Source organism: Microvirgula curvata (assembly GCF_054781615.1).
The window spans coordinates 218,735-243,622 of the sequence record NZ_BAAGUB010000028.1 but is presented as its reverse complement, the minus strand read 5'-3'; the positions used below and the strand labels follow the sequence as shown (position 1 = coordinate 243,622).

Below are 24,888 nucleotides of genomic sequence, written 5' to 3'. Positions count from 1 at the left end.
TCATTCGCCCAGTGCGGCCAGCAGTTCAGCCTGGTGCTCGGCGGTCAGCGCGTCGGTCAGTTCGGACAGATCGCCATCCATTACCTGATCGAGCTTGTACAGCGTCAGGTTGATGCGGTGGTCGGTCACCCGGCCCTGCGGGAAGTTGTAGGTGCGAATGCGTTCGCTGCGATCGCCGGAGCCGATCAGGCTCTTGCGCTCGGCGGCTTCCTTCTGCTGTTGCGCGCGCCGCTGCACGTCGGCGATGCGGGCGGCCAGCACGGCCAGCGCCCGTGCCTTGTTCTTGTGCTGCGACCGGTCGTCCTGGCACTCGGCGACGATGCCGGTCGGCAAGTGGGTGACGCGAACGGCGGAGTCGGTCTTGTTGATGTGCTGACCGCCGGCGCCGCTGGCGCGATAGGTATCGATGCGCAGATCGGCCGGATTCAGGTTCACCTCTTCCAGCTCGTCGGCTTCCGGAATCACCGCCACCGTGCAGGCCGAGGTGTGGATGCGCCCCTGGGTCTCGGTGCTCGGCACCCGCTGCACGCGGTGGCCGCCGGACTCGAATTTCAGCCGCGAGTAGGCGCCGAAACCGGCAATGCGGGCGATGACTTCCTTGTAGCCGCCAAGGTCGTTCTCGCTGGCGCTGACGATTTCGACCTGCCAGCGGTTGCGTTCGGCATAGCGCGAGTACATGCGGAACAGGTCGGCGGCAAACAGGGCGGCCTCGTCGCCACCGGTGCCGGCGCGCACTTCGAGGAAGATGTTGCGTTCGTCGTTCGGGTCTTTCGGCAGCAGCAGCCGTTGCAGTTCGCGCTCCAGCGCATCGATCCGCGCGTCGGCATCGGCCAGCTCGGCTTCGGCCAGTTCGCGCATGTCCGGGTCGGACAGCAGCTCGCGCGCGGTGGCAATGTCGGATTCGGCCTGGCGGAAGGCCAGGTACTGCTCAACCACCGGGGTCAGCTCGGCGTGTTCGCGCGTCAGCTTGCGGTAGTTGTCGATGTCGTCGGTCACGGACGGCTCGCCCAGCAGACCGGTCACTTCATCGAGTCGGTCGGCAAGCTGTGCCAGTCTGGCGGCAATGGAAGGTTTCATGTGGGCGTTTGCTGCGAGTGAACGCAAAAGACGACCCGCCGGCGGCGGACCGTCGCCCGATGCGGGCATCGGGCAGGTGAATGAAGAAAACGGGGGCTCAGGGCAGGCGGACCCTGGCGGGACCACGATGCCGGTTTACCAGCCGGTACGGCACAACGGACCAGTCCGGGTACTCGCAGGCACGGGCGACACGCGGGAAGGACGGACCGAGGTACACGCCCTTCGGCGTCAGGTACCACGAAACGAACTGCCACACCGACGGGTCGGCGTAGTTGCATTCGTCGTCCTTCGCCGTCGGCATCATCATTTTCGGATACAGGCTCTTGAAGTGGTCGACCACCCATGGCGCGAACTGCTTGTCCCGGTAGCGGGAGAACGCATCGAAATCGCGGGTATGGCCGTTGCCGCCACGCAGATAGCGTACCGGCTTGCCACGACCGAGCCAGAGGATGTCCTCGAGATCCAGCTCGCGACCGCTGGCGACGTCGAGCGTCATCGGATTGTCGGCGAAATCCGGATGCGCGCCGCCGCAATCATACCGGCTGAACACGCTGAGGCTCAGCACGGCCGGATTGATGAAGCGGGGCGTGACCTTCTGCGTCATCTCGCCACCGTGGCTGCGCGCGCCGCCAAGCTGGCATTCGTAATAATTGCCGACACTCTGCCACAACCGGTTCATCAGCAGGCGGTTGATCCGCTTGCGGTCGCCTTCGGACCAGCCGTCAGTCAGCTGGAACATGCTGCTGCCGCTCCACGGGTCCTTCCACCACTGCAGGCCGTAGCCCATGAAACGCTCGTGGCTGCCCCGGTTGAACTGGTGGTCGGCCAGGCGCAGGAAGTCATACGGCGAACGGACCCGCAGCCGGTGCAGATAGGGGCTGTCGCGGTCGCCGTCCGGCAGCCGTGCCGGTGCCAGCGTGACCTTGTGCGTCTTGCCATGGTCCTGCCAGCGGCCCTGGAAGCGGTTGCCGCCGGCCGGATGCAGCACCAGCGCCGGCTGGCGGCGGCTGGCCTCGCGGCCGGCCTGCTCGACCAGTTTCAGCTCGCCGCTGGCCTCGTTGCGCTGGCCGGCCAGCACGATGTCCTTGCGGAACTTGCGATAGAAATAGCGCCCCTCGACTTCGTTCTGGGCGTTCCAGTCCAGTTCCATCAGCACTGGCGCATCGCCGACGCGGCCTTCCAGCAGCAGCGGCGCGGCGATGGCCGGAGCGTGCAGCAGGGGCAGCAGGCAGAGAAGCCAGAGCGAGCGAATCTTGGGCATGGGCGGAAACCGGTTGGGCTAGTCGGCGTGCAGATCGTAAAGACGCGACACGGTGTCGATCAGATGGTCACGCTCGCCGCCGCTGGCCTGGGTCAGGGCCGTGGTCGGGGCATGCAGCAACTTGTTGGCCAGCTGACTGGACAGGGCTTCCAGCACGGCTTCCGGCGATTCACCCCTGGCCAGCCGCTTCATTGCCGCGTCCAGCGCATGCCGGCGGACCCGCTCGCCATGGTCGCGCAGCGCGCGCACCACCGGGACGGCGCGACGACTGTCGATCCAGCTGACGAATTCGCGGGTTTTCTCGGTAATGATGGCCTCGGCGGCTTCCGCTGCCATCCGCCGCTCCTCGCGACCGGACTCGACCACCTGGGCAATGTCGTCGACGGTATAGAGGAAAATGTCCGCCAGCTCGCCGACTTCGGCCTCGACGTCGCGCGGCACCGCCAGATCGAGCATGAACATCGGCCGGTGGCGGCGCAGCTTGATCGCGCGCTCGGCCAGGCCCTTGCCGAGAATCGGCAGCGGCGACGCGGTCGAGGTCACGATCACATCGTGATTGGCGAGAATGTCCGGCAGGTCGTTCAGCACCACGGCACGGGCGCCGAACTGGCGTGCGAGTTTTTCGCCGCGCTCCAGCGTCCGGTTGGCGATGGTCATGCCGCGCGGCGTGTGTGCGGCGAAGTGGGTCGCGACCAGTTCGATCATCTCCCCGGCGCCGATGAACAGTACGTTCAGGTCGCGGATCGAGCCGAAAATCTGCTCGGCCAGCCGCACGGCGGCGGCGGCCATCGACACCGAGTTCGCCCCGATCGCCGTCTGGCTGCGGACTTCCTTGGCCACGGCGAAGGTACGCTGGAACAGCTGGTTCAGCAGGGTGCCGAGGCTGCCGGCGGTTTCCGCCGCGCGCACGGCGTCCTTCATCTGGCCGAGAATCTGCGTTTCACCCAGCACCATCGAGTCCAGCCCGCTCGCCACGCGGAACGCGTGCCGGGCTGCGGCCTCGGTGTTGTACACGTACAGGTACGGCTCCAGCCGGTCCACCGGCAGCTGGTGGTAGTTCGCCACCCAGGCCAGCGTATCGCGCACATCCGGCGCGTTACAGTAGATCTCGGTGCGGTTACAGGTGGACAGGATCGCCACTTCGTTCGCTGCGTGCGCGCCCACCATGCCCGACAGCGCGTCCCGCAGCCGCTCGGCCGGGAAGGCGAGCTGCTCGCGGATGGCGAGAGGCGCGGTCTGGTGATTGAGGCCGAAGGCTACGAGCGACATGTACGCTGGTCTTGAGTGAATGAAGACGAATGGGTAAGGGCAAACATTCTAGCGTAAGCACGCCGGTTATGCCGGTCGAAGCGCGCAGCGGCAGCCGGCGCTGACGTCATTATCGACCCGGTCGCTGATCGTTGCCGGAGAAACCGCTTTTCACATGCAGTTTTTCGCGCTGCAACAATCGGTTAGAATCGTGCCCATTTTTCACGCCACGCCGCCCCCCCGCCGATGACTGCCCCCGAAGTCCACCGATTGCGCGAAATACCTTACAACTACACCTCGTTCTCCGATCGCGAGATTGTTGCCCGACTGCTGGGCGAGGAGGGCTGGCACATCCTCGACGAACTGCGCAGCGAACGCCGCACCGGCCGTTCCGCGCGCATGCTGTTCGAAGTGCTCGGCGACATCTGGGTGGTACAGCGCAACCCGTACCTGCAGGATGACCTGCTGGAAAACCGCCAGCGCCTGACGCTGCTGGTCGAGGCCATGCGCCACCGGCTGGCCGAAGTGTCCAAGCGCCGCGCCGGCAACGAGAAGGTCGGCCGCCTGCTGACCGGCACCGAGGCCGCCGTCGATGCGTTCGAGTCCGGTTTCGACCAGGCCGACGCACTGCGCCGCAAGATCCTGAAGCGCATGGCCGGCATCACCCGCAAGGACAACATCTGTTTCGATGGCCTCGCCCGCGTGTCGCACGCGACCGACGCCACCGACTGGCGGGTCGAATTCCCGTTCGTGGTGCTGAATCCGGACAGCGAGGAAGAAATCGCCCGCCTGGTCGCCGCCTGTATCGAGCTGGAGCTGACCATCATCCCGCGCGGGGGTGGCACCTGTTACACCGGCGGCGCCATTCCGCTGACGCCGTTCGCGGCAGTGATCAATACCGAGAAGCTCGACCGCCATCAGGGCGTCGAGTACCTGACCCTGCCCGGGCTGGACCAGCCGGTCGCCACCATTCAGTGCGGTGCCGGCGTGGTCACCAAGCGGGTGGCCGAGGCGGCCGACGCCGCCGGGCTGGTGTTTGCGGTCGACCCGACCTCGATCGAGGCGTCCTGTATCGGCGGCAACGTGGCGATGAACGCCGGCGGCAAGAAGGCCGTGCTGTGGGGCACCACGCTGGACAACCTGGCGTCGTGGCGCATGGTCGACCCGGACGGCAACTGGCTGCTGGTCGAACGTATCGGCCACAACCTCGGCAAGATCCACGATGCCGAAATGGCCAGCTTCCGCCTGACCCGCCATACGCCGGACGGCAAGCAGTTGCTGTCGGAACAGCAACTGGACATCCCGGGCCAGGCCTTCCGCAAGGTCGGGCTCGGCAAGGACGTGACCGACAAGTTCCTGGCCGGCCTGCCCGGCGTGCAGAAGGAAGGCACCGACGGCATCATCACCTCGGCCCGCTTTATCCTGCACCGGATGCCGGCGCACACCCGCACCGTCTGCCTGGAGTTCTTCGGCACCGTGGCCCAGGCGACGCCGGCCATCGTCGAGATCACCGACCTGTTCAAGCCGGGCCATGAAGGCGACGCTGCCGGCGTGAAGCTGGCCGGTCTCGAACATCTGGACTGGCGCTATGTGCGCGCCGTCGGCTATGCGACCAAGGCCAAGAGTCGTGGCCGGCCGAAAATGGTGCTGCTGGCCGACATCGTGTCCGACGACGAGAACGCGGTCGGCGACATGGCCAGCCGCATCGTGCGCATCGCCAATGCCCGCGTCGGCGAGGGCTTCATCGCCGTCACGCCGGAAGCGCGCAAGAAATTCTGGCTCGACCGCTCGCGCACGGCCGCGATCGCCCGCCATACCAATGCCTTCAAGATCAACGAGGACGTGGTGATCCCGCTGCCGCGTCTCGGTGATTATTCGGACGGCATCGAACGCATCAATATCGAGCTGTCGCTGAGCAACAAGCTGCGCCTGCTCGACGAACTGACCGAGTATTTCCACAGCCGGCTGCCGGTCGACAAGCTCGGCACCGATCTGCCGAGCCTGGAACTGATCGGCGATCGGCGTGAAACCGCGCTGGCGCTGATTGCCGAGACCCGCGCCCGCTGGCAGTGGGTCCTCGACCATCTCGATGCCCCGTTCGACGACTACCGCCAGCGCTATCCGCAGGCGCCGCTGGAGCCGGTCACCCCGCCGGAACCGCCGCATACGGTATTCCACGCGATGCGCGACTTCCTGCTGCGCGTCAGCTTCAAGCGCGAACTGCTGGCCGAGTTCGAGGCGCATTTCGGCGGCAACACCGATGCGTCCATTCTCGCCGCGATCCGCGCCATCCACGCCCGCATCCTGCGTGGCCGGGTGTTCGTCGCGCTGCACATGCACGCCGGCGACGGCAATGTGCACACCAACCTGCCAGTCAACTCCGACGACTACCAGATGCTGCAGACCGCCCATCGCGCCGTCGAACGCATCATGGCACTGGCGCGCGGGCTGAACGGTGTCATTTCCGGCGAACACGGCATCGGCATCACCAAGCTGGAGTTCCTGTCCGACGAGGAAATCCGCCCGTTCGTCGAGTACAAGCAGCGGGTTGACCCGCACGGCCGCTTCAACAAGGGCAAGCTGCTGCCCGGCGCCGACCTGAAGAACGCCTATACGCCGTCGTTCGAACTGCTCGGCGCGGAAAGCCTGATTCTCGAACAGTCCGAGCTCGGCTCGATCTCGGACATGGTCAAGGACTGTCTGCGCTGCGGCAAATGCAAGCCGGTGTGCGCAACTCATGTGCCGCGCGCCAATCTGCTGTACTCGCCGCGCAACAAGATTCTCGGTGTCGGCCTGCTGACCGAGGCGTTCCTGTACGAGGAACAGACCCGGCGCGGTGTCAGCTTCAAGCATTTCGACGAGCTGTCCGACGTGGCCGACCACTGCACCGTCTGCCACAAGTGCGCGAACCCCTGTCCGGTCAAGATCGACTTCGGCGATGTCACCATCGCCATGCGCAACTTCCTGCGCCGCACCGGCAAGAAGAAGTTCAATCCCGGCACCTTCGCCGCCATGGCCTTCCTGAACGCCAAGGACCCGGCGACGATCAAGACCCTGCGCCGTTCGATGATCGGCTTCGGTTACAAGGCGCAGCGGCTGGGCGTGAAGGTTGCCGGTTCGCTGGGGCTGACCCGCTCGGTTATCGAGGCGCCGCCGGCCACGGTCGGCCGCCCCGACGTCAAGGCGCAGGTGGTGCACTTCTTTACCAAGCCGATGCCCGGCAATCTGCCGAAGAAGACCAGCCGCGCGCTGCTCGACATCGAGGACCCGGCCGTGGTGCCGGTGATCCGCAATCCGCAGCAGGCGGCCGAGGACAGCGAGGCGGTGTTCTACTTCCCCGGCTGTGGCTCCGAGCGGCTGTTCAGCCAGGTCGGCCTCGCCACCCAGGCCATGCTGTGGCATGTCGGCGCCCAGACCGTGCTGCCGCCCGGCTATCTGTGCTGCGGCTATCCGCAGAACGCGACCGGCAACGGCGACAAGGCCGACGTCATCACGACGGAAAACCGCGTGCTGTTCCACCGCGTCGCCAATACGCTGAACTACCTCGACATCAAGACGGTGGTGGTCAGCTGCGGCACCTGCTACGACCAGCTCGACAAGTACCAGTTCGACAAGATCTTCCCCGGCTGCCGCATCATCGACATCCATGAATACCTGCTGGAGAAGGGCGTCCACATTGAGGGACTGGCCGGGGTGCAGTATCTGTACCACGACCCGTGCCATACGCCGATGAAGACCCAGCAGCCGATCAAGACCGTCAACGGTCTGCTCGGTGGCGGCGTGGTGCAGAGCGAGCGCTGCTGCGGCGAGTCCGGCACCCTGGCGGTGTCGCGCCCCGACGTGTCGACCCAGCTCCGCTTCCGCAAGGAAGAGGAGATCAACCGGGCGCGCGATATCGCGGCGGAAAAGGCCGGCGAAGCGGCGCAACAGGTCAAGATCCTGACCAGTTGCCCGTCCTGCCTGCAGGGGCTGTCGCGCTATCAGGACAGCACCGGCATTGAAGCCGACTATATCGTGGTGGAAATGGCCAAGGCGGTGCTCGGTGACAACTGGATGGCCGACTATGTCGCCCGGGCCCGCGATGGCGGCGTGGAACGGGTGCTGCTGTAGACCGGTGCGATCGGGTGGCCTCCGGGCCACTCAATCGACGAAGATCTCGATCCGTTCCTTGCCTTTGCCGACGTTTTTGCGTTTCAGCGTGATCCGGCCGATTTCGCCGGTACGGCGCAGGTGGGTGCCGCCACAGGGCACCCGGCCGACGCCGGCGATTTCCCAGTAGCGCCGCTCGGCCGCTTCGTCGCTGAAGGCGCTGACGATCGGCTGATCGGCCGCGACCAGGCTCGCCAGGGCCGGTTCCAGCGCGGCGAACAGCACGCTGATATTGCTGTCATGCAGAAAGTCGATGCGCGCCTTGTCGGCGGCAATGTGAGCGCCGATCTTGCCGATGCCCGGCACCCGGGCGCTGACCAGCTCCAGCACGATCTCGGCAGCGAAATGCAGTCGCATCAGCCGGTAACGCCGGTCCCAGTCGATCTCGATCCGGGCCGGGTCGCCGGCGTTCAGCCCGTGCCCGTCCGCCAGCGTATACACGATGTCGCGCCCGGCCTTGCGTGCCGCCAGCACCGGCAGCCCGGCCAGTGTGCCGCTGTCGCTTTCCTGCCCGCCCGACTCCGCGTAGAAGATCGTCGCCTCGACGGTCACCTCGTTGCCGTTTACCGTCGCCACGCGGGTGTCGAGCCCGGTGCAGTACGGGTCCTGCCAGAATGCCTTTACGGTCATGCTCGCTCCTGCCGGGCCTGTGCCCGCTTTTTCCTATCGTCGTTCGGCGTCGCCCTGCCAGACTTCGCCTTCCACCAGTACCGAATGCGCCGGGCCGGCCAGCCACAACTGCCCGTCCTGGATTGTCGCCTGCAACTGCATCCCGCGCTGGGTCAGCGTGGTCAGCTGGGCCAGCGTGTCCGGCGGGATGCTGATCACGGTCAGGTTCTCCAGCCGGCTGACCTTGCTCTGCATGCCCTGCCACCAGACGTCGGCGGCACGCCCGCCATAGCAGTACAGCCAGACCCGGTCGGCGCGGGCGCAGGCTTTTTTCAGCCGCTTCTCGTCCGGCTCGCCCAGATCGATCCACAGTTCGATCTCGTCGCCGTAGTTCTTCTGCCACAACTCGGGCTCGTCATCGGCGATCAGGCCCTTGGTAAAGGCCAGCCGCTCGCTGGCGTGCAGCGCGAACACGGCCAGTCGCAACATCATCCGTTCGTCGGTTTCCGACGGATGACGGGCCAGCGTCAGGCTGTGGCTGGCGTAATAGCCCCGATCCATGTCGGAAATATCGAGATCGGCTTTGAAAATGGTGGCTTTGAGCGCCATGGGGACTTCCGGGCAAAAGATCGAGTTTACCGGTCCGCGCGGCTTGCCGCCTTGTCTTGTGTGCCATGCTGGCGCGTTCCCGGCTTCCGTGGCAGGGTTTGCCACCCTGATATTGTCATTCCGGAGCCGCCATGCCATCCCCCAGACTGGAAATCCACTATTGCACCCAGTGCCGCTGGCTGCTGCGCGCCGGCTGGATGGCGCAGGAACTGCTGACCACCTTCAGCGACGGCGAACTGGCAGAAGTCGCGCTGATTCCCGCGCGCGGCGGGCTGTTCCGCATTCTGCTCGATGGCGAGCAGCTATGGGATCGCAAGGAAGAAGACGGCTTTCCGGATATCAAGACCATCAAGCAGCGCGTGCGCGACCGCCTGTTTCCGGACCGCCCGCTCGGCCACAGCGACCGGCCCGGCAAGGCCGAAGCCGACTGAAATCGGGACCGGCCAGCAGTTGACGCCCAAGAATGGTGCCATGTGGTCGATATAGCGGATATTGGAAACAGCTAGAGAATGCCATGCTGATCAACACCAACACCGCCCAGACGACCGCCGCCCAGAGCGCCAGTGCCAAAACCGACGCGACGGCATCGGCGCAGGCGCAACGCCAGAGTGTGCTGGCGCCGCTGGTCGAGGATGTGCGTGTCACGCTGAGCAACGAGGCACGCAAGGCCAGTCTGTCGCTGAACACGCTGAGTCGCACCACCAGGAGTCAGGCCAGCGAGCAGTCCAAGGCCATGGCACGCCAGCGGCTCGAGCAGTTGAAGGAACGCGTGCGCCTGATGCGCCAGTTGATGATCGGCATGACGCCGGCACAGAAGAAGGCCATGGCGCCGCAATTGAAGGAAATGGCGCGCGAGCTCAAGCAGATTGCCCAGCAGCTCGGCCAGTCGAGCGGGGACTCGTCGTCGGCCAGCAGTGGCAGCGTGTCCGGTGGCAGCAGCGATGGCGGGGCGTCGGCCAGCGCCAGTGCCGATGCCTCCGGCGCGGCCTCAGCCGCCGCAGCGGCCGAGACCGGTGGCGAGTCCGCCGGCGCAGGCGATGAGGCTGCCGCGCAGGCCGCCGCCGAGGTGCCGGTCGACAGCGAGCCGGCTGCCGCCACCAGCGACGAGGGCGGCGAGGAAGACGGCAGCAGCGGCGACAACACCGGCAAGGAAGCCGCCACTGCGGCTGCGGCAGGCACCGCCGGCGCCACCGCCACCCAGGCCGAGCAGGACGCGAACCGCGCCGCCGGCACTGATCAGACCTCGCGGATTTCGCTGTCGCCGTCCAGTGAAAAGAAGCTGAACCTGTCGCCGGAAGATGCGGCCAAGATCCGCGAAGTCATGCAGATGCTGCGCAATATGGTCAAGGATGTGCGCCGCGCCGCGCCGAACGACGCTTCGGCGCGCGATGCCGACAAGATCCTCGCCTCGCTGAACGAGTCGATGTCCGGCGCCGGCATCAGCATCAATATCAAGGCTTGACGCGCGACAGCGGCAGTTCGTGATAATCCTCGCTGCGCGGCATGTCATCGAAGATGGCCTGCAGCTCGGCCGGCGGGGTGGTCAGCTTGCGCGTCGACAGGTCCAGCCACGCGCCGGCGACTTCGTAGTGCGCCGCCAGCTTGCCGTCGTCGCGCACCATCTGCTGACGCAGCACCCAGCGCTGATGGTCCGCTGACGAGGCCACCAGCACCACGTCGATATCCAGTCGCATGCCGAGTTTCACTTCGCGCAGATATTCGGTCGTTTCCTTGAAAATGACCGGACCGAATCCAAGCTGGAAAAAGCGGTCCGCACCGAAGCCGGCATCCTGCAGCCACTCCAGGCGGGTATGGGTGCACAGATCGGCGTAGGCGGTATGCCGCATGTGCTGGTTGGCATCGATATCCGACCAGCGGATCTCGACCTGTTTGTGGTATCGGGACATGAACGGCCTCCAAAAAAGAACGGTCGTGCTATTTTTATGTGAGACGGAACGAAAGGGCAAGCCATTTATGAGCAAGGGCGATGACACCCGGGCGCTGATTCTGCGCCAGGCCAGCGATCTGGCCAGCGAAGTCGGCATCTCCGGTCTGACGCTGGGTGCGCTGGCCGAACGCAGCGGCCTGTCGAAAAGCGGCCTGTTCGCCCACTTCGGGTCCAAGGAAGAGCTGCAACTGGCCACCGTCCGCGCCGTGCAGGCGCGCTTTGTCGACGATATCGTGCGCCCGGCACTGGCGCATCCGCGCGGTCTGGTGCGCCTGCGCGCGCTGTTCGATGGCTGGCTGCAGTGGATTGCGCACGGCCCGTTTGCCGGCAGTTGCCCGCTGCTGGCTGCCGCCTCCGAGTTCGACGACCAGCCGGGGCCGATCCGCACCGCACTGGTCGACGGCCAGATCTGGCAGCGTGATGCACTGATCCGCGCCCTGGAGCTGGCGATCGCCAGCGGCGAGCTGCCGCCGGCTTTCGACTGTGTGCAGGCCGCCTTCGAGCTGCGCGGGCTGCTGTATGCGGCGCATCACGACCTGCGCCTGCTCAATGACCCGCGCGGCATCGACCTGGCGCAGCGCGGCTTCGAGCGAGTGATCGCCGCCCGGCCTGGCGATCAGTAGCCGACGGTAAAGCGCTGACGATGGTGACGCGGCGTTTCCGCCTCGTCGACCAGTGCCACTGCCAGATCGGCCACGCTGATTCGTGCCGGACCGGCTTCGCCCATCAGCACCTGGTCGCCCCCCACGCGGTACTGGCCGGTGCGCGCGCCCGGTTCCAGAAACACCGGCGGCGACAGGAACACCCAGTCGAGCACGCTTTCCTGACGCAATTCGGTCAGCACGTCGCGCGCACCGAGCGCACCCTGCTTCCATTCGGCCGGAAAATCGTCGGTATCGACCAGTTGCACGCCCGGGGCGATTTCCAGACTGCCGGCGCCGCCGACCACCAGGTAACGCGCGACGCCAGCCTGTTTGACGCCGGCGGCGATGGCGCGCGAACCGGAGACGAACTGGGCGTAGATATCCGGGTTGCCCCAGCCAGGATTGAAGGCACTGAGCACGGCGTCGTGGCCGGCCACGGCGGCGGCGACCTGCGCCGCATCCTGCGCATCGGCACGGACGGCATGCAGTTGTGGGTGTTGCGGCAGCTTTTCCGGGTGACGGACCAGGGCCGTCACCTGATGGCCACGTTGCAGCAATTCGGTCAGCAGCGCGGTGCCGACAAAGCCGGTGGCGCCGATCAGGGCGATTTTCATGAATGTCTCCGGTAAGTTCCAGGTGATGATGCATGGTAGACCCTTGACACCGGGCTGATTAGCCGTCGACATTCGCTTTATCTGTTTAGCAGGACTTAACAATGGACGCGCTGCGCAGCATGGCGATCTTCGCCACCGTGGTCGAGCAGGGATCGATGCGTGCCGCCGCGCGCGTGCTCGGCATCACGCCGTCGGCAGTCAGTCAGCAGATCGCCCAGCTGGAGCGCGATTGTGCGGTCACCCTGCTGTACCGCACCACGCGCAAGCTGACCCTGACCGAGGCCGGGCAGATGTTCTACGACGGCTGCGCCGACATGCTGGCGGCGGCACGGCGGGCCCGGACGCGGCTGGCCGAGCTGCGCGACACGCTGAACGGCGAGCTGCGCATGACTGCCCCGGTCGGTTTTGTCGGCCGGATGATCAGCGACGCGCTGGCGCCGCTGCTGGCGGCCAACCCCGGCCTGACCCTGACCCTGATCGTCAGCGATGAACGCATCGACCTGATCGGCGAGCGCATCGATCTCGCACTGCGGGTCGGGCAACTGGAAGACTCGACCCTGATCGCCCGCCAGCTGGCGCGCTGCGACAGCCTGCTGGTGGCCTCACCGGCCTACCTGGCACGCCATCCGCCCTTGCTGACGCCGGAACAGCTGGTCCGGCACACCTGGCTGCTGCTGGATGTCGGTCAGGGCGCACAGATGCCCGGCTTCAGCGGTCCGGATGGCCAGACCTTCACCCTGCGGGTCGAACCCCGGGTCCGCAGCAACAATATCCTGCAGGTACGTTCCTTCACCTGTGCCGGGCTCGGGCTGTCGGTGCAGCCGGAAACGGAGATCCGCAACGAGCTGGCGCGCGGCGAACTGGTGCGCGTGCTGCCGGGCTGGAGCCTGCCGCAGATGGGCATCTACGCGGTCACGCCGCGCCGGGACGCACAGCCGGCCAAGGTCCGCCACGCCATCGCCGCGCTGCAGGACTATTTCGCCCGGCAGGCAGGCTGACGCCAGCGCTCAGCGCTGCTGCCAGAGCGTGTTCACTTGCTGCGAGGCCGCGTCATAGTTGCGGCGCGCCTGCTCCATTTGCAGTTGCGCCGCGGACAATTCGTTCTGCGCCGTCTGTTGCGCATTCTGCGCATCGATCAGCCGTTTGTCGGCGGTGTCCTTGGCCGTGGTGGCGGTCTGCAGGCGACGCTCGGCATTGCTCATGCCGTCGCGTGCCTGCTGGAACACGACCTGGGCACGATAGATCTGGTCTTCAATCGGCGGATTGGCCGCATGGACGGCCAGCGTGGCGCCGGCCAGCAGTCCGGCGAGGCAAAGTTTCTGGATCATGGCGGGGCCCTGGAGAAAGAGGAATCACTGTAGCAGAACCCCGCCGGCAGACAAATCGGCAGCCCCGGCCGCCACCGGCTTGTGCATTTCCTTCATTTGCACAGCATTTTTAAATGTTTGTCGTTTGCCGGGGGGCAGCGAATGATCACGGACCTGAATTCTGCATCCGGACCGAACGCGTCATGACCCCGATTTCCCCCGCCGCCACGCCATCGTCGTGGCCACACCCCCCCTCCCTCGACGCACTGGAAGCCCGGCTGCGACAGGATCTCGACTGGCTGTGCCGCCCGGCAAAAGCCTGGGTACCGTCCCGCGGACGCGGCGTGCTCGACGTGGCCATCATCGGTGGCGGCATGGCCGGGCTGACGCTGGCCGCCGCGCTCAAGCACCAGGGCATCCAGGCGATTGCCTTCGACCGTGCGCCGCAGGGTTTAGAGGGGCCGTGGGCAACCACGGCGCGCATGGAAACCCTGCGCTCGCCAAAGGAACTGACCGGCCCGGCGCTCGGTCTGCCGGCCCTGACCTTCCGCGCCTGGTACGAAGCGCAGTTCGGACTGGCGGCCTGGCAGGCCCTGGACAAGATTCCGCGCCTGCAGTGGATGGATTACCTGCGCTGGTATCGCCGCGTGCTGGAGCTGGACGTACGCAACCGCCAGCGGGTGGTCGACGTGCGACCGCGCGCGGACGGCAAGCTGGTCTCGCTGCAGCTGCGCGACGAGCAGCAGCAGGACCGGCCGTATGAAGTACTGGCCCGGCATGTGGTGCTGGCCACCGGCCATGACGGCCTCGGCGGCCCCTGGCTGCCGGACTGGGCCGCACAATTGCCGCGCGACCGCCGGGCCCATTCCTCGGACGACTACGACGTCGCCGCACTGCGCGGCCGGCGGGTGGTGGTCATCGGCGGCGGCGCCTCGGCCATGGACAGCGCCGCCACCGCGCTGGAAGCCGGTGCCGCGCGCGTCGATCTGCTGATCCGCCGCGATGACCTGCCGCGCATCAACAAAAGCAAGGGTGCCGGCAGCCCGGGCATGCTGCACGGCTACTGGCAACTGGCCGACGAGTGGAAATGGCGCTGGCGTCACTACATCAACGAGCAGCAGATTCCGCCACCGCACAACAGCACGCTGCGCGTGTCGCGCCATGCCAATGCCCATTTCCATTTCGGCACACCGGTGCGCTCGGCGTCACAGCGGGCCGACGGCGCCCTGCGGCTGGACACCGCCCGGGGACCGCTGGCGACCGACTTCGTGATTTTCTGCACCGGCTTCCGCACCGACTGGCAGCAGCGGCCGGAATACGCCGCCATCGCGCCGCATGTGCGACTGTGGCAGGACCGCTACCAGCCACCGGCCGGGCTGGAAGACGCCGAGCTGGCCGGTTCGCCGGACGTGGGCAGCCTGTTCGAGTTCCGGCAGAAGACCGATGGCGCCTGCCCCGGTCTGGAACGCATCCATGCCTTCTGCTACCCGGCCGCCCTGTCCCAGGGCGCCGGTGCCGGCGACATCCCTCAGATCAGTGTCGGCGCCCAGCGCCTGGCCGAGGGGCTGGCCGCCAGTCTGCTGCTGGAAGATGCGCCGCTGCACTTCGCCGCGCTGCAGCACTATGACGATCCGGAGCTGCTCGGCAATGAATGGGCGCCGGCCACCTTCCCGGCCTACGAGGACGACAGCGAGCTGGTGTCGTAACCGCACGCAGCATGAAAAATGGCCAGGCCCGCATCCGGTGATGCGGGCCTGGCCATTGGTGTGAATGCCGCAGTACTCAGACGACGGCCGGCGCCTCCGGCTCGCCCAGGCTCAGCATCAGCCGGTTGGCCCAGTTGAAGAATGCGGCGCCATGGATGACGTCGGCAATGGCCAGGTCGTCCAGCCCGGCCGCGCGCAGCCGTGCGGTCTCCGCCGCACCGAAGGTCGACGGGGTGGCCGACAGCGCGATCGATGCGGCGACGATGGCGTTCCAGCGTTCCCCCAGATCCGCCCTCACGCCGTCATCGAGCAGACGCTGCACGTCGTCGTCACGGTGCGAGAAATGGGCGGCGAAGCGCGCATGGACCGACGCGCAGTACAGGCAGCCGTTGTAGCGCGATGTCGCCGCGGCCGACAGTTCGCGCTCGGCGCGCGGCAGGCCGGCATCCGGGTTGTAGAAAATGTCCTTGTCGGTCCGGGTGCGCGCGCCAAGGGTGTCCGGGTCGCGCGCCAGCAGGCGGAAGTACGCCGACCTGGCCCGGGCGGCATCGACCAGCCCGGCGCGGTGACGATCGGTCAGTTCCGCTTCCGGCAGCGGCTCCAGCCACGGCAGCCATTCCAGTTGCTCACGGGTAAAGGCCAGCGGCGGCCGGTTGTCCGGATGGGTCAGCAGGGTGTCGGTCATGCCAGGGCTCGCTGCGGGGAAAGGTGGGCGGCCAGGACCTGCAGGCCGGAAACGACGCGGATCTGGAAGGCCAGGAAGGCCACGATCTGCGCCAGGATGACGATGTCGGTCGCCGACCAGCCGGTGTCGAGCAGTGCCTGCAGATCGGCCGCTGCCGCGTCACGCGGATGGAACACCAGCAGGTGCGCATGCCCGAAACCCGCCGCCAGGCGCTCGCCCAGCAGCAGGCACTGCGCCGGGTCGGCCCGCCAGCGCGGCCCGTCGACATCCTCGACGCTCAGCGGACCGGCCGGATAGTGCCCGTACGGGCCCTGGCCTGCCGCCTGCGCCGCGATGGCCGCGACAGCGACCGCCAGCCCGGCATCCCGTTGCGCCAGGGCGTCGGCGTAAAAGCGGGCAGCATCGCCCTGACGATGCAGGGCGGCGACAAAGGCGGCAATGGCAAAACGTTCATCGGCATCAACCTGGCCGGGCACCGGCGCGGCCGGCGCGAACAGCGCCAGATAACTCTGCTGCGCGTGCAGTCGCGCCTGCGGGCGCTGCGAGCGCAATCGGTCGATGGCGTCGCCCGGCAGGACGCCGGCCAGCTGGTCAATGACATCGGAAGGGGGAGATAAGGTCATGCGGCTTCCAGGCAAGGTGAAGGATGAAGGACAGGGCGCGGATGGCCCTGACCGGGAATGGCGGCCAGCAGCTCGCGGGTGCAGTCGCTGCCGGGGCGGAGGAACACGTCCTCGACCCGGCCGCAGTCGACCTGGCGGCCGCCATGCAGCACCGACACCGTGTCGGCGATCTGCCTGACCACTGCCAGGTCGTGGGAAATGAACAGATAGGTCAGGCCGAGGTCGCGCTGCAGGGTCTCCAGCAGGTCGAGGATCTGCGCCTGCACCGTGACATCGAGCGCCGACACCGCCTCGTCCAGCACCAGCACCCGGGGGTCCAGCACCAGTGCACGGGCAATGGCCACCCGCTGGCGCTGGCCGCCGGACAGTGCATGCGGATAGCGCGCCAGCACCGCCGGCGGCAGGCCGACCCGCGCCAGCATGTCGCGCACCTTGCGTTCGCGTACGGCGCGCGGCAGTGGTTCGAAATTGAGCAGCGGCTCCTCGATAATGCGGAACACGGTCTGACGCGGATCGAGCGAGGTAAACGGGTTCTGGTAGACCAGCTGGATCCGGCGGCGGAATTGCCGCAGCGCCTCACCGCGCAGGGTGGCCGGATCGATGCCGTCGATCCGCACCCGGCCCGATGTCGGGCGCAGGAAGCCGGTCACATTGCGCAGGGTGGTGGTCTTGCCGGAGCCGGACTCGCCGACAATGGCGTGGGTCGTGCCACGGCGGACACGGAACGACACCCGGTCGACCGCACGGAAGCGGTCATGGCGACCGTCCGACGCGAATTCGTGCACCAGTTCATCGACCTCGATGGCGATATCGTCGTCATCACCGGACACGGCGGGCCGGAACGCCGTCGTCGACAACGACGGGGCATCGGCCAGCAGCTTGCGGGCATAGGCGCTTTGCGGATTGCGCAGCAGTGCGGCCGTCGGGCCCTGTTCCTGGATGCGACCGTTCTGCATCACCACCAGCCGGTCGGCGCGGTCGGCCGCCACGCCGAGGTCATGGGTCACCAGCAGTACGGCGGTGCCCTGCTCGCGGCGCAGGGAGTCGATCAGGTCGAGGATGCGCCGCTGCACCGTCACATCCAGTGCGCTGGTCGGCTCGTCGGCAATGATCAGCGCCGGCCGCAGCGCAATGGCAATCGCGATCAGCACCCGCTGCTTCATGCCGCCGGACAACTGGTGCGGGTACTGGCGGGCACGTCGCTCCGGCTGTGGCAGGCCGACGTGGGCCAGCAGTTCAATGACCCGGGCGGCGATCGCCTTGCGGTCGCCGTGACGGTGAATGCGCAGGATTTCCGCCACCTGCTCGCCGATGGTCAGTACCGGATTCAGCGAACTGGTCGGGTCTTGCGGGATCAGGCTGAGCACGCGGCCGCGGATGCTGTCGAAGCGCGCCGGCGACCAGCCGGCGATATCGGTGCCATTCAGCCGGATCGCGCCCTGCTCCAGCCGGCCATTGCCGGCCAGCAGGCCGATCACCGCCTGCGCCGTGGTGGTCTTGCCCGAGCCGGACTCGCCGACCAGGGCCACCACCTCGCCGGGACCGACCGAGAACGACACCTCGTGCACCACGCGCCGGCACTGGTCACCATCGCGATAGCTGATGGACACCTGGTCGAGTTCAAGCACCGGAACCGTCATGACAACTCCTTTCTCATGCCCACGCTGATGCGGTTGGCCGCGACCACCACCGCCACCACCAGCAGGCCGGGTACCGTCGTCAGCCACCAGGCGCTGGCGATGTAGTTGCGGCCCTCGGCAATCAGCAGCCCCCATTCCGGCGTCGGCGGCGGAGCGCCGTAGCCGAGAAAGCCCAGGGTGGAGATCGACAGGATGGCCGAGCCGAACTGCAGTGCCGCCAGCGCGATGACCGAGGTCAGCGAATTGGGCAGCACATGCCGCCACAGCACGGCGGAAAAGCGGCCCCCGCTGCCGAATGCCGCCTCGACATAATCCGAACGGCGCACGCGGACGCTTTCCGAGCGCGCCAGCCGCGCAAAGCTGGCCACCGAGGCGGCGCCAACGGCAATGGCCGCATTCAGGGTGCCGAAGCCGAGCAGGATGATGATGCTCAGCGACAGCAGCAGCGCCGGTACCGACAGCAGGACGTCGACGATGCGCATGATCACGGCATCGGTCCGGCCACCGAGCGCACCGGCAATCAACCCGAGCAGGGTGCCGAACAGCAGCCCCACCGCCACGGCGACAAAGGCGCCGGACAGAGAATGGACGGCGCCGTACACCAGCCGGGCATACAGATCGCGCCCCAGCGCATCGGTGCCCAGCAGATGACCGGCGCCGGGCGCCAGCAGTTGCTGGCCGGCCACGCCCTGGGTCGCGCTGTGGGGCGTGAACAGGCCCGGCGCCAGCGCCCACAGTGCGACCAGCAGCATCACCAGCCAGGCCAGTGCCAGCGTCGGCGGCACCCGGCGCAGCCGGGCTGCGGCACGCTGCAGGACAGGGCGGACGGCACGTCCGCCGGAAGAGGTCAGCGCGACACGCGCCAGAAGGGGGGTATTCATGATGCGGCTCCCGCCTCGCGGCGCAATCGGGGATCGAGCACCGGCAGCAACAGATCCACGATCAGGTTGATAACGACAAAGACGGTGGCGGAAAACACGACAATGGCCTGCAGCACGGCCGTGTCCTGATTGCCGACCGCCTGCTGGGTCAGGCTGCCGAGGCCGTTGAGACCGAACACGGCCTCGGTGACTACCGCGCCGGCCAGCAACTCACCGAACAGGATGCCGGCCATGGTCAGCGTCGGCGGCACCGCATTGCGGGCTACGTGCCGCCACAGCACGCCGTTGCGCGTGGCGCCCTTGGCCCGCGCCACGGCGACGAACGGTTGCGTCAGCACCTCGTCGATATTGCGCATCAGGATCTGGGCCAGCGGCGCCGAAATCGGCAGTGCCAGTGTCAGTGTCGGCAGGACCAGCCCTTCCCACGGGCCGGGATTGATGACCGGAATCAGCCCGAACCGGAACGAGAACACCTGGATCAGCATGATGCCAAGCCAGAACACCGGCACCGAAATGAACAGCGACGGCAGCGAACGGATGACCTCGCGCAGCCACGCGCCACGCGCAGTGGTCGACAGGACGGCCAGCACCACCGCCAGCGCCGCCGCCAGCAGGAAGCCCAGCCCGGCCAGGCGCAGCGTCGGCGGCAGGCTGGTGGCCAGGCTCTGGCTGACCGGCACGCCGGCCTGCACCGAGTAGCCGAAATGACCGCCGAGGAAGTTGACCAGCGTATGCAGGTACTGCTCCGCCAGCGGGCTGTCCGCCCCGTAGGACGCACGGATGTCGGCCACCTGCTCCGGGCTCAGTCCGAGGTCCGGATTCAGGAACTTGATCAGGATCGCGTCACCGGGCAGCGCCTGCAGCAGCAGGAACGACAGGGTGAAGGTCGCCCACAGCACCAGCAGCGCCTGGCCCAGCCGGCCCGGCAGGGAATGGCTTGTCGACATGCAGGCTCCTTCCGGTCAGTGCGGCGCAAGCCAGGTGGTGTAGAAGCTCGGCCGGCCGACCGCCTCGAAGGTGGTATCGCGGACCCATGGCGCACCGGCATAGACCTGCGGCTCCTCGAAGATCGGGATCACGTAGGCCTGATCGATCAGGTAGCGCTGCGCCTCGCCGACCAGCGCCAGCCGCTGCTTGCGGTCGGTTTCCGCCGCGATGTCGTCCAGCAGGCGGTTGAGCCGCGCATCTTCGAAGGTCCGGACCTTGTCGCTGACGCCACCCTTCTGCAGCAGCGCATTGCGGTTGCCCGGGTAGTACTGGCTCTTGATCACGTCGGGATCGGCACGGCCGACCATGGTCGGATAGACCGGCGCCTTTTCCGGATCAAGGTTGTCCAGGGTCTTGCTGCCGGCATCGCCGGCCACGATGTCGAGCCGGACCCCGACCTTGCGCCACTGTTGCGCCACCAGTTGCAGCATTTCCTTGTTCTGCGGCTGTGGCAGCGACTCGTAGGCGGTCAGCGCCAGTGTTTTGCCCTCCTTGTGGCGCAGCCCGTCGGCACCGGTCAGCCAGCCGGCCTCGTCCAGCAGCCGTTTTGCCTTGCCGTCGTCGAAGCCGAGGCTGGCCGACAGGTCGACATGACCGGCCGCACCGGCCGCGATGACCGAGGTCGCCTGTGGATAATTGGCCGAGTACAGGGTCTGGACGATTTCCCTGGCATTGGTCGCGTGCAGCAGCGCCTGGCGCACGCGCAGGTCGGCCACCAGCGGATTGTCGGGACGGAAGTTGATGCTGTTGTTGACGCCGCGCGTCGCCGCGCCATACACCGGGAACCGCTGCGCCTGCACCCGCTTCTCGTCATAGGCCTGGATCTGGCGGATAAAGCCGGCCTGACCGGCCAGCAGCGCGCCGATGCGCACGCTGTCCTCCGGCGTGACCACCACCTTGATCGCATCAAGCCGCGCCCGGCCCTGATGCGCCAGTCTGACCGGCCCCCAGCGGTAGTCCTTGCGCGCAGTCAGCGTCAGCTCCTTGCCCAGCGTCTCGCTGCTGACCACGAACGGACCGGAACCGATGATCCGCGTCGCGTCACCCAGCTCCTCGAACGGCCGCGCCAGTGTCGCCGGCGATACCAGACCGGAGCCGATGACCGATGTCGCCTGCAGGAATCCCGGCGACGGCTTGCGGAAGTGGAACCTGACCGTCAGCGGGTCGAGCACCTCGCTGCGCTCGTAGTTGTTGATCGCCTCGGACACCGGCTGCTTCAGCACCTTGTTGCCGAGCCCGTAGGTATCGAAGTTCTTCGCCACCGCGGCCGCATCCAGCGGCGAACCGTCGGAGAAGGTCACGCCCGGGCGCAGCTTGAACGTGTACTCGGTCACCTGGTCGTTGACCGTCCACGACTCGGCAATCCACGGCTCGATCTCCAGCGTGGCCGGATTCTGCCAGGTCAGCTTGTCGGTAATCTGGTTCAGGATGCCGCCATTCGGGTAGAAGCCCCCCGCCGGCGGATACAGGCTGGTATGCGGCTGCTGCTCCAGATAGACCAGCGTGCCACCACTGGCCGGCGCCGCCCCCTCGGCAGCTGGCGCCTCCGCCGGCTTCGAGCACGCCCCCACCAGACCGGCCATGGCCACGGCGGCAATGGCGCTCACGACCCCGGTACGCTTGCTGAAAAACACGTTCATTTCTTTCCCTGACAACAACAGTCGAAGGAAAGTCATGCTACCGGACCCATATAACCTTGCTGGCAGATTAAGTGGATTGTTTATTTGGAATGGGAATAAAAGAGTGCAGGCAACCCCGCGCTCGCACGGCGTGGACCTCCCCCGCAATGGGCCCAGTGACGGGATGCGCGTTAAGATGCAGCAGAGGAGATGCCCATGCCCGATTCAGCCCTGCCAGATAGTCGCCTTGAAGCCGTGTGCCAACGACTTCGCGATGCCCTGCCTGGCGTAATGGGCATTTATGCCTTCGGCAGCCGGATGCAGGGCACGGCCAGGCCGGACAGCGACCTTGACCTCGCCGTGCTGGTCGACGGCTACGCCGATCCGCTGCAATTATGGGAGCTGGCCGGACAGCTGGCCGGACTGAGCGACTGGCCAGTCGACCTGCTGGACCTGAGAGCAGCCAGTACGGTCATGCAGTATCAGGTGCTGACGACCGGGCGACGCCTGTGGGCCCGGGAACCGGAGGCAGGACTGTTCGAGTGTTTTGTCATGAGCGAAAAAATCGCCCTGGATGAGGCAAGGGCCGGACTGCTGCACGATATCGCCACGGAAGGGCGCGTATATGGTCGATGATGTACTGCTGAACAAGGTCGCCACGATCGAGCGCTGCGTCGGACGTGCCCGCGAGGAGTACGCCGCTGCCGGTGCGGGCTTCGACACCGATTACACGCGCCAGGATGCTGCCGTCCTCAATATCCAGCGCGCCTGCGAAGCAGCGCTCGGCGCCGGCCACCATCTGATCCGGCGCGAACGACTCCGCATCCCGCAGAGCGCCCGCGATGTGTTCACCTTGCTGGCGCAAGCGGAATGGCTGGAAACCGGACTGGCCGGGAAGCTGAAACGCATGGTGGGTTTCCGCAATCTTGCCGCTCATGACTACCAGAGCCTGCTGGTACCGATCACGATCAACATCATCACCCTGCATCTGGATGATTTTCTGCAGTTCACTGCCGCGCTGCTTGCCCATGCAACGGACAATGAAAAACAAAAAGGCCCGGTCACGAAGACCAGGCCTGATGCTTGAAGCGATTGGTGGGTCGTGCGGGGCTCGAACCTGCGACAAACGGATTAAAAGTCCGCTGCTCTACCAACTGAGCTAACGACCCACGACATCGAGGGTACCGATGCCGGGAAAATTGGTGGGTTGTGAAAGGCTCGAACTTTCGACCTACGGATTAAGAGTCCGCTGCTCTACCAACTGAGCTAACAACCCGTCGGCCACGGAAGAACCGTTGCCGGGGAAACTGGTGGGTTGTGAAAGGCTCGAACTTTCGACCTACGGATTAAGAGTCCGCTGCTCTACCAACTGAGCTAACAACCCCAACAGAGGGGCGCAATATAACGAGCCCCCGGACACCTCGTCAAGTGTTTTTTGTCGACACGCTAGCGCAGCAGCGCCTGCACCCGGTCGAAAAACGGCGACGGCGGCAGGTAGCCAATGACCCGGTCGCGCTCCATGCCCTTGATGTCAAAGAAAATCGTGCCCGGCGGTCCGTACAGGCCGAAGTTTTTCAGCAGTTGCTGGTGGGCCGGCGAATTGGCGGTCACGTCGGCCTGCGCCAGCGCGAACTTTCCGAGCGCGGTGGCCACGCGCGGATCGCTGAACGTGTCCCGTTCCATCTCCTTGCAACTGACGCACCAGTCGGCATAAAAATCGAGCATGACCGGGCGGCCGCGGTTGGCAGCCAGAAAGCGCTCCCAGTCCGCCGGGCTGTCCACCCGGGTAAAGGCCGGATGGGAAACCGTGACGGTCGCGGCAGACGCGCGCGCAGTCAGCGGCAGCAGCGGGCGCAACGGATCGTCGGCACCGGCCAGGCCGCCGACCAGCTGGATCACGCCGGTAATCGCCGCCAGCAGGCCCAGCAGTTTCAGGAATCGGCGGCCGCCATGATGACCCGCCGGCAGCGCGTCGAACGCGCCGGCAAACACCGCCGCACCGACCAGCACCACGCCGTAGCCGAGCAGGGCCACCGGAGCCGGCAGCCACGGCGACAGCAGATAGATCGCCAGCAGCAGCATCAGCACGCCGAACACGCCCTTGACCGCCTGCATCCAGCCGCCGGCTTTCGGCAGCAGCTTGCCGCCGGCTGCACCGAGCAGCAGCAGCGGCGCGCCAAGCCCCAGCGCCATCGCATACAGCGCGGCGCCCCCCCGTACGGCATCGCCGCTGGCGCCAATATAGCCGAGCGCCACCGCCAGCGGCGGCGCCACGCACGGGCCGACGATCAGTGCCGACAGCGCGCCCATCGCGAACACTGACAGCAGGCGTCCGCCGGTCATCCGGTTCGATGCCGACGCCATTCTCGCCTGCAGGCTGGCCGGCAGTTGCACATTGATCACCTCGAACATCGCCAGCGCGAACACCAGCAGCAGCACGGCGGCCACGATGGCGACCTCCGGTCGCTGCAGCCAGACCGTCAGCAGACTGCCGGTCAGCCCGGCGGCGACGCCGACCACGGTATAGGTCAGTGCCAGTCCCTGCACATAGGCCATGGCCAGCACAAAACCGCGCCAGCCGTGCGCCGCCTCACCCTGGCCGGCGACGATGGCCGACACGATCGGCAGCATCGGATACAGACAGGCGGTAAAGGCCAGCCCGAGGCCAGCTACAAAGAAGCTGCCGAGCAGCGCAATCCAGCCCAGTTTTGCCAGCCCGCCCGTGTCTGCCGGTGCGGCAGCCGGTGTGGCCGGCGCACTGCCCAGACCGGCCGCCGACACGAAGCGCGACAGCAGGTCATCGCCCTGCTCACCGCCGGCCGGCACGCCGTCGGCGCCGAGCGTCAGCCGCCGCGTTTCCGGCGGATAGCAGACGCCGGCATCGGCACAGCCCTGCTGCGACACCACCAGCACCAGCGGACGCGGTGCGCCGGCCGGCAGCGTCACCGTGGCCTGGCTGCGGCCATGGTAGATTTCCGAGCGACCGAAGAACGCGTCCTGCTTGAGGGTGCCGTCGGCCAGCGTGGTCCCCAGTTCCAGCACCGGCTCGGTCGCAACCCGGATGCGCTCCTTGTACAGGTAGTAGCCGTCGGCAATGCGCCAGTCGAGCGTGACCGTGTCACCCTGCCGGGTGGCCGTCAGCGCAAAGGCACGTTCCGGTGGCAGCAGGTCGTCGGGATTGACCGCCAGCGCGGACAGCGAACACAGTCCCAGCACGAAGGCCAGCACGATGCGGATCAGGGTTCTAGGATTCAGTACGGAGGGCATGCGCAGGTTTTTTC

Annotated in this window: 23 protein-coding genes and 3 tRNA genes; 8 read left to right on the top strand and 18 right to left on the bottom strand. The window is 66.7% G+C overall.

Annotation, left to right across the window (positions count from 1 at the left end; translation table 11 throughout):
* From prfA to hemA, 3 genes are all read right to left on the bottom strand, one after another.
* The gene (prfA, locus tag ACYVG8_RS12150; RefSeq protein ID WP_107888879.1) at positions 1-1,077 is read right to left on the bottom strand and encodes a peptide chain release factor 1; all 1,077 of its coding nucleotides are present in this window, start codon (positions 1,075-1,077) and stop codon (positions 1-3) included.
* Positions 1,078-1,174: 97 nt separating this feature from the next.
* On the bottom strand, positions 1,175-2,338 hold the full coding sequence (locus ACYVG8_RS12145) for a hypothetical protein (protein WP_107888880.1): 1,164 nt from the start codon (positions 2,336-2,338) through the stop codon (positions 1,175-1,177).
* 18 nt (positions 2,339-2,356) lie between these two features.
* Positions 2,357-3,607 carry a glutamyl-tRNA reductase gene (gene hemA / locus ACYVG8_RS12140; RefSeq protein WP_107888881.1) on the bottom strand — a complete coding sequence of 417 codons (1,251 nt, stop codon included), beginning with the start codon at positions 3,605-3,607 and terminating at the stop codon, positions 2,357-2,359.
* Positions 3,608-3,832: 225 nt separating this feature from the next.
* Here hemA and ACYVG8_RS12135 point away from each other — a divergent pair, with 225 nt between their 5' ends.
* Positions 3,833-7,696 (top strand): DUF3683 domain-containing protein, encoded by a 3,864-nt coding sequence (locus ACYVG8_RS12135; protein WP_028498535.1) that lies wholly within the window; start codon positions 3,833-3,835, stop codon positions 7,694-7,696.
* 30 nt (positions 7,697-7,726) lie between these two features.
* On the opposite strand, the gene ACYVG8_RS12130 is transcribed toward ACYVG8_RS12135, so the two are convergent.
* Complete coding sequence (locus tag ACYVG8_RS12130) at positions 7,727-8,365, bottom strand: alanyl-tRNA editing protein (protein WP_107888883.1); 639 nt, start codon at positions 8,363-8,365, stop codon at positions 7,727-7,729.
* Between the two features lie 33 nt (positions 8,366-8,398).
* Positions 8,399-8,953: a YaeQ family protein gene (locus tag ACYVG8_RS12125; RefSeq protein WP_028498537.1), complete on the bottom strand. Its 555-nt coding sequence runs from the start codon at positions 8,951-8,953 to the stop codon at positions 8,399-8,401.
* 131 nt (positions 8,954-9,084) lie between these two features.
* Between ACYVG8_RS12125 and ACYVG8_RS12120 the strand changes: the two genes are divergently transcribed.
* Both ACYVG8_RS12120 and ACYVG8_RS12115 read left to right on the top strand, forming a co-directional pair.
* Positions 9,085-9,384, top strand: a complete 300-nt coding sequence (locus tag ACYVG8_RS12120) for an Rdx family protein (protein WP_028498538.1) — start codon at positions 9,085-9,087, stop codon at positions 9,382-9,384.
* Between the two features lie 83 nt (positions 9,385-9,467).
* The gene (locus ACYVG8_RS12115; RefSeq protein ID WP_460745895.1) at positions 9,468-10,415 is read left to right on the top strand and encodes a hypothetical protein; all 948 of its coding nucleotides are present in this window, start codon (positions 9,468-9,470) and stop codon (positions 10,413-10,415) included.
* On the opposite strand, the gene ACYVG8_RS12110 is transcribed toward ACYVG8_RS12115, so the two are convergent.
* Positions 10,405-10,860 carry an acyl-CoA thioesterase gene (locus ACYVG8_RS12110; protein ID WP_028498540.1) on the bottom strand — a complete coding sequence of 152 codons (456 nt, stop codon included), beginning with the start codon at positions 10,858-10,860 and terminating at the stop codon, positions 10,405-10,407. The two genes, ACYVG8_RS12115 and ACYVG8_RS12110, sit on opposite strands and share 11 nt — an antisense overlap.
* A gap of 67 nt (positions 10,861-10,927) precedes the next feature.
* On the opposite strand from ACYVG8_RS12110, the gene ACYVG8_RS12105 reads away from it, so the two are divergent.
* Positions 10,928-11,524, top strand: a complete 597-nt coding sequence (locus tag ACYVG8_RS12105; protein WP_028498541.1) for a TetR/AcrR family transcriptional regulator — start codon at positions 10,928-10,930, stop codon at positions 11,522-11,524.
* On the opposite strand, the gene ACYVG8_RS12100 is transcribed toward ACYVG8_RS12105, so the two are convergent.
* Positions 11,518-12,159: an NAD(P)-dependent oxidoreductase gene (locus tag ACYVG8_RS12100; protein ID WP_331638703.1), complete on the bottom strand. Its 642-nt coding sequence runs from the start codon at positions 12,157-12,159 to the stop codon at positions 11,518-11,520. The genes ACYVG8_RS12105 and ACYVG8_RS12100 overlap by 7 nt on opposite strands.
* Positions 12,160-12,260: 101 nt before the next feature.
* On the opposite strand from ACYVG8_RS12100, the gene ACYVG8_RS12095 reads away from it, so the two are divergent.
* The gene (locus tag ACYVG8_RS12095) at positions 12,261-13,157 is read left to right on the top strand and encodes a LysR family transcriptional regulator (protein ID WP_028498543.1); all 897 of its coding nucleotides are present in this window, start codon (positions 12,261-12,263) and stop codon (positions 13,155-13,157) included.
* Positions 13,158-13,166: 9 nt separating this feature from the next.
* On the opposite strand, the gene ACYVG8_RS12090 is transcribed toward ACYVG8_RS12095, so the two are convergent.
* Complete coding sequence (locus tag ACYVG8_RS12090) at positions 13,167-13,487, bottom strand: hypothetical protein (protein WP_028498544.1); 321 nt, start codon at positions 13,485-13,487, stop codon at positions 13,167-13,169.
* 182 nt (positions 13,488-13,669) lie between these two features.
* Between ACYVG8_RS12090 and ACYVG8_RS12085 the strand changes: the two genes are divergently transcribed.
* Positions 13,670-15,172, top strand: a complete 1,503-nt coding sequence (locus ACYVG8_RS12085) for a SidA/IucD/PvdA family monooxygenase (RefSeq protein WP_112691971.1) — start codon at positions 13,670-13,672, stop codon at positions 15,170-15,172.
* Between the two features lie 76 nt (positions 15,173-15,248).
* Here ACYVG8_RS12085 and ACYVG8_RS12080 read toward each other — a convergent pair whose 3' ends face one another.
* Genes ACYVG8_RS12080 through ACYVG8_RS12055 form a run of 6 tightly spaced genes read right to left on the bottom strand, consistent with a single transcriptional unit; the run spans position 15,249 to position 21,628 of the window.
* Complete coding sequence (locus ACYVG8_RS12080) at positions 15,249-15,857, bottom strand: alkylhydroperoxidase domain protein (RefSeq protein ID WP_112691972.1); 609 nt, start codon at positions 15,855-15,857, stop codon at positions 15,249-15,251.
* Positions 15,854-16,480 carry a CMD domain protein gene (locus ACYVG8_RS12075; RefSeq protein ID WP_460745892.1) on the bottom strand — a complete coding sequence of 209 codons (627 nt, stop codon included), beginning with the start codon at positions 16,478-16,480 and terminating at the stop codon, positions 15,854-15,856. The genes ACYVG8_RS12080 and ACYVG8_RS12075 overlap by 4 nt, the downstream gene beginning before the upstream one ends.
* Positions 16,477-18,120 (bottom strand): dipeptide ABC transporter ATP-binding protein, encoded by a 1,644-nt coding sequence (locus tag ACYVG8_RS12070; RefSeq protein WP_460745890.1) that lies wholly within the window; start codon positions 18,118-18,120, stop codon positions 16,477-16,479. Before ACYVG8_RS12070 ends, ACYVG8_RS12075 begins: the two co-directional genes overlap by 4 nt.
* Positions 18,117-19,001 carry an ABC transporter permease gene (locus ACYVG8_RS12065; RefSeq protein WP_112691975.1) on the bottom strand — a complete coding sequence of 295 codons (885 nt, stop codon included), beginning with the start codon at positions 18,999-19,001 and terminating at the stop codon, positions 18,117-18,119. The genes ACYVG8_RS12070 and ACYVG8_RS12065 overlap by 4 nt, the downstream gene beginning before the upstream one ends.
* Complete coding sequence (locus ACYVG8_RS12060) at positions 18,998-19,948, bottom strand: ABC transporter permease (RefSeq protein ID WP_112691976.1); 951 nt, start codon at positions 19,946-19,948, stop codon at positions 18,998-19,000. Before ACYVG8_RS12060 ends, ACYVG8_RS12065 begins: the two co-directional genes overlap by 4 nt.
* Positions 19,949-19,963: 15 nt before the next feature.
* Entirely contained in the window at positions 19,964-21,628 is a 1,665-nt protein-coding gene (locus tag ACYVG8_RS12055) for a TIGR04028 family ABC transporter substrate-binding protein (RefSeq protein ID WP_460745888.1), read from the bottom strand.
* 195 nt (positions 21,629-21,823) lie between these two features.
* Between ACYVG8_RS12055 and mntA the strand changes: the two genes are divergently transcribed.
* Together mntA and hepT are read left to right on the top strand one after the other, a co-directional pair.
* Positions 21,824-22,243, top strand: a complete 420-nt coding sequence (gene mntA, locus ACYVG8_RS12050) for a type VII toxin-antitoxin system MntA family adenylyltransferase antitoxin (protein WP_036385474.1) — start codon at positions 21,824-21,826, stop codon at positions 22,241-22,243.
* Complete coding sequence (hepT, locus tag ACYVG8_RS12045; protein ID WP_051528718.1) at positions 22,233-22,694, top strand: type VII toxin-antitoxin system HepT family RNase toxin; 462 nt, start codon at positions 22,233-22,235, stop codon at positions 22,692-22,694. Before mntA ends, hepT begins: the two co-directional genes overlap by 11 nt.
* A 6-nt stretch (positions 22,695-22,700) precedes the next feature.
* Here the strand turns inward: hepT and ACYVG8_RS12040 are convergent.
* The 4 genes from ACYVG8_RS12040 to dsbD form a co-directional block, all read right to left on the bottom strand.
* Positions 22,701-22,776: transfer RNA gene (locus ACYVG8_RS12040), tRNA-Lys, on the bottom strand.
* Between the two features lie 31 nt (positions 22,777-22,807).
* A tRNA-Lys gene (locus ACYVG8_RS12035) sits at positions 22,808-22,883 on the bottom strand.
* Between the two features lie 32 nt (positions 22,884-22,915).
* Positions 22,916-22,991: transfer RNA gene (locus tag ACYVG8_RS12030), tRNA-Lys, on the bottom strand.
* A gap of 62 nt (positions 22,992-23,053) precedes the next feature.
* Positions 23,054-24,874: a protein-disulfide reductase DsbD gene (gene dsbD, locus ACYVG8_RS12025; RefSeq protein ID WP_028498552.1), complete on the bottom strand. Its 1,821-nt coding sequence runs from the start codon at positions 24,872-24,874 to the stop codon at positions 23,054-23,056.
* Positions 24,875-24,888 lie beyond the last annotated feature (14 nt).